The 9,873-nt window shown below is 72.0% G+C and carries 2 protein-coding genes; both read right to left on the bottom strand.

Annotation, left to right across the window (positions count from 1 at the left end):
• The coding region (locus ACFXB5_RS50425) for a type I polyketide synthase (protein ID WP_385222027.1) at nucleotides 1–1,317 on the bottom strand (1,317 nt) is incomplete at its 3' end.
• A gap of 57 nt (nucleotides 1,318–1,374) precedes the next feature.
• The coding region (locus ACFXB5_RS50430) for a type I polyketide synthase (RefSeq protein ID WP_385222030.1) at nucleotides 1,375–9,873 on the bottom strand (8,499 nt) is incomplete at its 5' end.

The following is a 9,873-nucleotide window of genomic DNA, read 5'->3' on the forward strand; positions in this document are numbered from 1 at the left end:
ACGCGGACGCCCCGTCTCCGGCCACGCCCGCGCCTCGCTCAGCAGCGACACCGCACCCGTAGCCCAGTCCACCTTGCTCGTGGGCTCGTCGGCGTGGAGTGTCTTGGGCAGTACGCCATGCCGCATGGCCTGGACCATCTTGATGATGCCCGCGGCGCCCGCTGCCGCCTGGGTGTGGCCGATGTTGGACTTGATGGAGCCCAGCCAGAGCGGCTGATCCTCCGGGCGGTTCTGGCCGTAGGTGGCCAGGAGCGCCTGGGCCTCGATCGGGTCGCCAAGACTGGTACCGGTGCCGTGTGCCTCGACCACATCCACATCGGCCATCGTCAGCCCCGCGTTGGACAGCGCCTGCCGGATCACCCGCTCCTGCGAGGGGCCGTTGGGTGCGGTGAGGCCGTTGCTTGCGCCGTCCTGGTTGACGGCGGTGCCACGTACGACGGCGAGCACTTGGTGCCCGTTGCGGCGGGCGTCCGACAGCCGCTCCAGCAGCACCAGACCGACACCCTCGGACCAGTTGGTGCCGTCCGCGCCCTCACCGAAGGACTTGCACCGGCCGTCGCGCGCGAGCCCCCGCTGCCGGGAGAATCCGACGAAGCCACCGGGGGTGGCCATCACCATCACCCCACCGGCGAGCGCCATCGAGCACTCCCCGGACCTGAGCGCATAGCTGGCCAGGTGCATCGCCACGAGCGACGAGGAGCAGCCGGTGTCCAGGCTGACCGCCGGGCCGAGCAGACCGAGCGAGTACGAGATACGGCCGGACGCGATGCTGCCCGCGCCACCGATCCCCAGATACCCCTCGAACCCGTCCGGCACCTGGTCGACGGTCAGTGCGTAGTCGCCGTTGGCCACGCCGGTGAACACGCCGACGTCGCTGTCCGCCAGCGAACTCGGGTCGATACCCGCGTTCTCCAGCGTCTCCCACGCGGTCTCGAGCAGCAGCCGCTGCTGTGGGTCGGTGGCCAGCGCCTCCCGTGGGGAGATGCCGAAGAACTCGGCGTCGAACTCCGCCGCGTCGGCGAGGAAACCGCCCTCGTGCACATAGGAGGTGCCGACGGCGTCCGGGTCGGCGTCGAAGAGGTTCTCCAAGTCCCAGCCGCGGTCCTCCGGGAAGCCGCCGATCGCGTCCCGGCCGTCGGCCACCAGATCCCACAGCCCGTCCGGAGTGGTCACCCCGCCCGGGTAGCGGCAGCCCATGCCGACGATGGCGATCGGCTCCTCCGTCGCCGTCTCGGCCTTGCGCAACCGCTCCCGCGTCTGGTGCAGATCGGCGGTAACCCGCTTGAGGTAGTTGAGGAGCTTTTCGTCATTCGCCATCTGGACCTCGCCAAGAGCCTCGTGGGTGAAATCGGTGAGCGGAGACGAGAAGGGGAATCAGTCCACGCCGAACTCCTGGTCGATGAAGGCGAACACATCGTCGGCGCTCGCCGTGTCGAGCCGTTCGGTGACGGTGTCGCCGTTCACGCCGACCGCCTCGATCTCGGCGACCTTGGTGGTCATCCGCTGCAACCGTGAGGTGATCCGGGCGCGTTCGATCTTCTCCTTCGGCAGCGTCACCAGACTGGCCTCCAGCCGTTCCAGCTCGGCCAGCACCGAGTCCACCGACGAGGTGTCGGACTGGCCGAGTTCGCTGCGGATACGACGGGCCAGCACACTGGGCCGCGGGTGGTCGAACACCATCGTGGCGGGCAGCCGCAGCCCCGTGGCGGCGTTGAGGCGGTTGCGCAGTTCCACCGCCGTCAGTGAGTCGAATCCGATCTCGCTGAACGGACGGTCCCCGGTGGCGTCGGCGCTCGCGTGTCCGAGCACGGCCGCGGCCTCGGCCTGCACCAGCTCGGTGAGCAGCCGCTCCTGGTCCTCGGGGCTCAGCCCGGCCAGCCGTGCGACCAGTTCCGTCTGTCCCGCGCCGTCCTCGGGCGCGTCCTCGGTCAGCAGCTCGATGACGTCGGGCAGTCCCCGCAGCAGCGGCCGGAACCGGGCCATGGTGTAGCCGGGGGCGAACCGTTCCCAGTCGATGTCGGCCACCACACCGTGGGCGGTGCCGCTGCCCACCGTGTGTGCCATCGCCAGCGCCGCCAGCCGCGGGTCCATGGTCATCAGACCCGTACGGCGCCACTGCGCGCCCATCATCTCGTCGATCGTGCCGAGGCCGCCGCCCCAGGCGCCCCACGCCACCGACGTGGCCGCCAGCCCCCGGGCGCGGCGCCGCTGCGCCAGCGCGTCGAGGTAGGCGTTGCCGGCGGCGTAGGCGCTCTGACCGCCGCTGCCCCAGGCCGCCGCACCGGACGAGAAGAGGACGAAGGCGTCCAACTCCCGTTCCCACAGCAGGTCGTCGAGGTGCCGCGCTCCGGCGATCTTCGCCCGGCCGATATCGGCGAACTCGGCGAGTGTCATCTTCGACAGCGGCTTCTCCGGCAGCGCCAGCCCCGCGGCATGGACCACGGCCGACAGCGGCGCGCCGTCCGGGAGCTCCGCCAGTACGGCGGCGAGCTGCTCCCGGTCGGTCACATCACAGGCCGCGATGGTCACGTCCGCGCCCAGCTCGATCAGCTCGTCCTCCAGCTCCGCCGCGCCCGGCGCCTGCGCACCCTGGCGGCTGAGCAGCACCACATGCCGGGCGCCGTGGCCCGCGGCCCACCGGGCCACGTACGAGCCGAGCCCGCCGGTGCCGCCGGTGATCAGCACCGTGTCCCGTGGCTGCCACACCGGTGCCGAGGCCACCGGTTCGCGGCGCATCCGCCGGGCGAACACCCCCGACGCGCGCACCGCCACCTGGTCCTCCGCGTCCACTCCGGCGAGGACCGCGCACAGCCGTGCGAGGGCCGTCCCGTCCGGCGTCTGCGGCAGATCCACGATCCCGCCCCACGTGGACGGCTGATCCAGCCCCTGCACCACGCCCATCCCCCAGACCAGCGGCTGGAACTCGCTGGTCACCTCGGACAGCTCGCGCACGGCGACCGCACCACGGGTCAGGCACCACAGGGGAGCGGCGAGCCCGATCTCCTCCACGGCCTGCGTCAGTGCCACCGTGGCCGCCACGCCCCGGGAGAGGGTGCCAGGCTCGTGGACGCGCTCATCCCATGCCAGCAGGGACACCACGCCGGCGTACTCGTCATCGGAGTCGTGGGACATCCGCTCCCGCAGGCGCGCGGTCAGCTCCGCCTGCTCCACGGTGTCCACCTCGACCACCACGGGGTCGGCGCCGTGCTCGGCCAGCGCGGCGACCACACCCGTCACCGCGGCGTCATCCGCCTGTGCTGAGGGGACGGCCACCAGCCACGTTCCCGGCAGTATCGGCGGCTCCCCGGCCGCCACCGGATCCCAGGCGATGCGGTACGACCAGCTGTCCACGGTGGACTGGTCCTGGTTGCGCCGCCGCCACGACGTCAGCCCCGGCAGAACGGGCTCCAGCGCCTTCTCCTCGACGCCGAGCGAATCGGCGAGGGAGGACAGGTCGCCCCGCTCCACGGCGTCCCAGAACACCCCGTCGGCAACCGCCTCCGGCACCTCGGACGGCGTGAGCCAGTAGTGGTGGTGTTGGAAGGGGTAAGTGGGGAGGGGTGTGGGGTGGGGGTTGGTAGTGGTGTAGAGGGTGGTCCAGTTGGGGGTGTGGCCGTGGGTGGACAGTTCGGCGAGGTGGGTGAGGAATCGGGTGGGGGTGTCGTCGTCGCGGCGGAGGGTGCCGGTGATGGTGGTGTGGGGGGTGTCGTTCGCTTCGAGGGTTTCTTGGATGGCGGTGGTGAGGACGGGGTGGGGGCTTACCTCGATGAAGGTGCGGTAGCCGTCGTCGGCGAGAGCACGGATGGTGTGCTCGAACTGCACGGTTTGGCGGAGGTTGCGGAACCAGTAGCCGCTGTCGACCGTGTCCGGTTCGACCCACTGGCCGTCGACCGTGGAGAGCCAGGGGGTGGTGCCGGGGGAGGCGGTGACGCCTTCGAGTACGTGGTGTAGCTGGTCTTCGATGGTGTCGACGTGTCCGGTGTGGGAGGCGTAGTCGACGGGGATGATGCGGGCCCTGATGTCCTGGTTGGTGTAGTGGGTGTGCAGCTGGTGGAGGGCGTCGGTGTCGCCTGCGATGACGGTTGACTGAGGGCTGTTGTGCGCGGCGATCCAGAGTCGGCCCTGCCACGGGGCGAGTGCCTCCTCGACCTCTGCTCGTGAGGTGAGGACGGACATCATGCCGCCGTGTCCGGCGAGGTGGTGGGCGATGGTCTGGCTGCGGAGGGTGACGATTTTGGCGGCGGTGGGGAGGGTGAGGTGTCCGGCGACGCAGGCGGCGGCGATTTCGCCTTGGGAGTGGCCGATGACGGCGTCGGGGTGGATGCCTACGGACTGCCAGAGGGCGGCGAGGGAGACGACGACGGCGAAGGTGGCGGGCTGGACGACGTCGACACGCTCAAGGCTCGGGGCGTCGGGTGCGCCGGTGATGACGTCGATGAGCGACCAGTCGGTGTATGGGGCGAGTGCTTCGGCGCATTCGTTCAGCCGGGCGGCGAACACGGGTGAGGTGTTGAGGAGTTGGGCCCCCATGCCCACCCACTGGGCCCCCTGACCGGGGAAGACGAACACGGTCTTGCCGTCGGTCCCGGTCTGTCCGGTGACCAGGAGCGGGTCGGGCCGTCCTTCCGCCAGGGCGCGGGCGGTCGTCATGCCCCCGTCGGTGTCCGTGGCGAGGATGACCGCGCGGTGTTCCAGGGCGGCCCGGGTCGTGGCCAGTGACCAGCCCACATCGACCGGGTTGGCGTCGTTCCCGGATTCCAGATGGCTGACCAGTCGCTCTGCCTGGGCGCGCAGCGCGGCAGGGCTCTTGGCGGACAGCACCCACGGCACCACCCCACCCGTGGCCACCAGCCCAGGTGCACCCGCGCCATCCGACTCCGCCTCAGCCAGGGCAACTTCCGGCGCCTGCTCCAGGATCACATGCGCGTTCGTCCCACTGATGCCGAAGGACGAGATCCCGGCGCGACGCGGACGCCCCGTCTCCGGCCACGCCCGCGCCTCGGACAGCAGCGACACCGCGCCCTGCGACCAGTCGACCTTTGTGGTGGGCTCGTCGGCGTGCAGGGACCGCGGCAGCGTGCCGTGCCGCATCGCCAGCACCATCTTGATGAGGCCCGCGATGCCCGCGGCGGCCTGGGTGTGGCCAAGGTTGGACTTCAGCGAACCGAGCCACACCGGCTCATCCCCCGTGCGCCCCTGCCCGTAGGTGGCCAGGACCGCCTGGGCCTCGATCGGGTCGCCGAGGGCAGTGCCGGTGCCATGCGCCTCGACCGCGTCCACATCGGCCGCCGACAGCCCGGCGTTCGCCAGCGCCTGCCGGATCACCCGCTGCTGGGAGGGGCCGTTGGGCGCCGTGAGGCCGTTGCTCGCCCCGTCCTGGTTCACCGCCGTACCGCGGATCACGGCCAGCACCTCGTGGCCGTTGCGGCGGGCGTCGGAGAGCCGTTCCAGCAGCACAAGACCGATACCCTCGCTGAAGGTGGTGCCGTCGGCGCCCTCGCTGAAGGACTTGCTGCGGCCGTCCGGTGCGAGCCCGCGCTGGCGGGAGAAGCTGATGAAACCGCTGGGCTTGGCGATCACCGTCACGCCACCGGCGAGGGCCATCGAGCACTCGCCCGCCCGCAGCGCCTGTACGGCGAGGTGCAGCGCCACCAACGACGACGAGCACGCCGTGTCCACCGTCACCGCGGGGCCTTCCAAGCCCAGCAGATAGGCCACGCGGCCGGAGGCCACACTCGTGGTGCTGCCGGTCATCAGGTACCCCTCCAACTCCGGCGGGGACGCCTCGGAGTGGCCGATGTACCCCTGGTCGATGACCCCGGCGAACACCCCGACGGCCTGTCCGCGCACGGACATCGGGTCGATGCCCGCCCGCTCGAACAGCTCCCACGAGGTTTCGGCGAGCAGCCGCTGCTGCGGATCCATCGCCAGTGCCTCACGTGGCGAGATGCCGAAGAACTCGGCGTCGAAGTCACCGGCGCCGCTGAGGAATCCGCCTTCGCGCACATACGACTTGCCCACGGCGTCCGGGTCGAGGTCGAAGAGTGTCTCCAGGTCCCAGCCGCGGTCCGTGGGGAACGGGCCGATCGCGTCCCGGCCCTGGAACACCAGATCCCACAGCTCCTCCGGGCCGGTGACCTTGCCGGGCAGTCGGCAGTTCATCGACACGATGGCCACCGGGTCATCGGCCGGGTCCACCGCCGTAGCGCGCACCACCGCCGACGTCGGGGGCGAGGCGGTGTCTCCGGCCACCACGGACCGCAGATGCGTGGCCATCGCCTCCGGTGTGGCGTAGTCGAACACGACCGTCGCGGGCAGGCGCAGCCCGGTCGCGCCGGAGAGCCGGTTGCGCAGTTCCACCGCGATGAGCGAGTCGACGCCGATCTCGCTGAACGCACGCCGGGCGTCCACGGCGTCCTTCCCGGTGTGCCCGAGCACGGTCGCCGTGTGGTCCCGCACCAGGTCCAGCAGCAGCCGGTGCTGGTCGGCCTCGGACAGCGCCGCCAGCCGGGCCGTAAGCCCTCCTTCGGCCGATGCGCCCGCCATGGACCGCAGGGTGCGCCGGGTCGGCCGGACGAGGCCGGTGAGCAGCGGCGACACATCGCCCGGAGCGGGCTCGTCCCGCAGCGCGCCGGAAGCCGGCTTCGCGGTGTCCAGCTTCGCCGGTACCACCAGGGACAACCCCAGGCCGAGGGCGCTGTCGAAGAGGCTCAGCGCGTGTTCGGTGCTCATCGGGCGGACGACCCCGTGCTTGGTGCGATCCCGATTCGCCGTGACCAGCGCGGCGGACAGATCGCTGGTCTCCGCCCACAGGCCCCAGGCCAGTGACAGCCCGGCCAGCCCCGCCGCGCGCCGCTGCTGCACGAAGGCGTCGAGATAGGTGTTGGCGGCGGCGTAGTTGGCCTGGCCCGCGTTCCCCAGGATTCCGGCGGCGGAGGAGTACACGGCGAAGAGGGCCAGGTCGTGGTGGTGGGTGAGGTCGTGCAGATGGGCGACCGCGTCGACCTTGGGGCGGAAGACGGTGTCGATGCGGTCGGGGTCGAGGGTGGTGATGATGCCGTCGGCGAGGGCGCCGGCGGTGTGCACGACACCGGTGAGGGGTTGGTCGGCCGGGATGTCGGCGAGGAGCGTGGCGAGTTGGCCGCGGTCGGCGATGTCGCAGGCGGTGATCCGCACCCGCGCGCCGAGTTCGGCCAGCTCGTCGTGGAGGTCGGCCGCGCGGGGGGCGTTCGGCCCCTGGCGGCTCGCGAGGACCAGGTGGCGTACGCCGTGGTGTGCCACGAGGTGGCGGGCGATGGCGGAGCCGAGGGTGCCGGTGCCGCCGGTGACCAGGACGGTGCCTTCGGGGTCGAGGGCGCGGGGGAGGGTGAGCACGATCTTGCCGGTGTGGCGGCCCTGGCTCATCCAGCGGAACGCGTCGGGCGCGCGGGTGATGTCCCACGGCCGGGTGGGCAGCGCGGGGATCAGGCCCCGCTCGAACAGGTCCACCAGCTCGACCAGCAGCTCCTGGATGCGGTCCGGCCCCGCGTCCGCGCCCAGGTCGAACGCGCGATACATGCGGTCCGGGTGGGCGGCGCTCACCTCGGCCGCGTCCCGGATGTCGGTGCGCCCCATCTCGATGAACCGGCCGCCGGGGTTGAGCAGCCCCAGCGAGGCGTCGATGTGTTCGCCGGTGAGGGAGTTGAGGACGAGGTCGGCGGTGGGGAAGGTCTGGGCGTAGGCGAGGTCGCGGCTGGAGGCGCGCCGTTCCTCGGGCACGCCGAGCCGTTCGAGGATGTGGTGTTTGGCGGGGTGGGCGGTGGCGAGGACGGCGGCGCCGAAGTGGTGGGCGAGGTGTGCGGCGGCCATGCCGACACCACCGGCGGCGGCGTGCACCAGCACCGTCTCACCCGGCTGGACGTGGCCCAGGTCCCGCAGCGCGTACAGCGCGGTGAGATAGGCGACCGGCACCCCGGCCGCCGCCGTGAACGACCAGCCGCGCGGCATCCGTACGACCGTCCGCCGGTCCGCCACCACCAGCGGACCGAACGAACCGGGCAGCATGCCCATCACGCGGTCGCCCACGGCCAGGTCCGCCACACCCGGGCCGACCTCGGTCACCACACCGGCGCCCTCGGTGCCGATCTCCGCCTCGTACATCCCGAGGGCGATGAGCACATCGCGGAAGTTCTGGCCGGCGGCGCGCACCGCGATCCGCACCTGGCCCGCCTCCAGCGGCGCCTCCGCCCGGGGGTGGGGCACCAGGGCGAGGTTCTCGAGCGTGCCGTGTTCGGTGACGTCCAGATGCCACGCGGCGGCTGCCGGTACCGCCAGACCCGGGCGCGCGCGCACCAGGCGTGGCAGCCATGCGGTTCCACCACGCAGCGCGAGCTGGGGTTCCTCCGTGGCCAGCGCGGCGGGCAGGGCCTTGGCCGACCGGTCGTCGGTGTCGATCACGCACACCCGGCCCGGGTGTTCGGCCTGCGCCGCGCGCACCAGGCCCCACACCGCGGCGGCCGCCGGATCGGTGACCTCGGCGTCGTCATGCACCGCCATGCCGCCCCCGGTGAGCACCACCAGGCGGCTGTCGGCGAGTCCGTCGTCGCTGATCAGACGCTGTATCGCGGCCAGTGCCCGGCCGGTCAGCTCACGGGCGTGCTCCGGCGGCTCGCCGCCCTCCGCGCCGTACGCCCGGGTGTCGGCCACGACCACCGGCGGCCACGCGCCGTCGTCGTGCACGGCGTCCAGGTCCGTCCACGCCACCTCGTGCCGGGCAAGGGGATGCTCGGTCCACTCCACGGTGAACTGCGAGTCCGCGCTGGACGAGGGCGATGTGGAACGGAGTTGCGCCGCGGTGGTCTCCCTCAGCACCAGCGATCCGACGGTCACCACGGGCACGCCGTGTGGATCGGTCGCGTGCAGCGACAGGTTGTCCGGCCCGGTGGAGGTGACCCGCACCCGCAGGGCGGTGGCCCCGCCGGCGTACAACCGCACGCCGTTCCACGAGAACGGCAGATACGTCGCGCCACCTGGCTCATTGCCCGGGCAGAAGTTGCTCGCGTGGAGCGCGGCGTCCAGCAGCGCCGGATGGATGCCGAAGCGGCCCGCCAGTTCGTGCTGCTCCTCGCCGAGGGTGATCTCGGCGAACACCTCACCGTCGAGGGTCCACGCGGCGGTCAGCCCGCGGAACACCGGCCCGTACTCGTAACCCGCCTCGGCCAGGCGGTCGTAGAAGCCCTCCAGGGCAACGGGCTCCGCCCCGGCGGGCGGCCACTGCCGCTCCGCCTCGACGGGCGCGACGACCTGCGGGGACAGCACGCCCGAGGCGTGCTCGACCCAGGGCTCGGACTCATCGACGCGGGAGTAGACCCGTACCGCACGGCGCTCGTCGTCCTCGGCCGCGCCGACCAGGACCTGCACCTGAAGCGCGCTGTCGTCGGGCAGGAGCATGGGCTGGCCGAGGACCAGCTCCTCCAGCACCGGGGTGCCGGTCTCGTCCCCGGCACGTACGGCAAGTTCCACGATCGCCGTACCCGGCACCAGGGCGACGCCCGACAGCATGTGGTCGGCCAGCCAGGACTGCGCCGACGGCGCCAGCCGCCCGGTGAGCAGCACCCCTCCGGTGTCCGGCACGCTGACCACGGCCCCCAGCAGCGGATGCGCCGCTTCGCGCAGGCCGACGGAGCCGACATCTCCGGAGTGGCCGGTGGCGGCCAGCCAGTAGTGCTGGTGCTGGAAGGGGTAGGTGGGCAGGGGGACTTGGGAGGGCGTGGTTCCGGCGTAGGCGCTGGGCCAGTGGACCGGTGTTCCGGTGGTGGAGAGTTCGGCGAGGTGGGTGAGGAAGCGGTGGGGGCCGCCGTCGTCGCGGCGGAGGGTGCCGGTGATGGTGGTTTG

This window comes from Streptomyces sp. NPDC059455 (assembly GCF_042750115.1).
Classification (GTDB): Bacteria; Actinomycetota; Actinomycetes; order Streptomycetales; family Streptomycetaceae; genus Streptomyces; species Streptomyces endocoffeicus.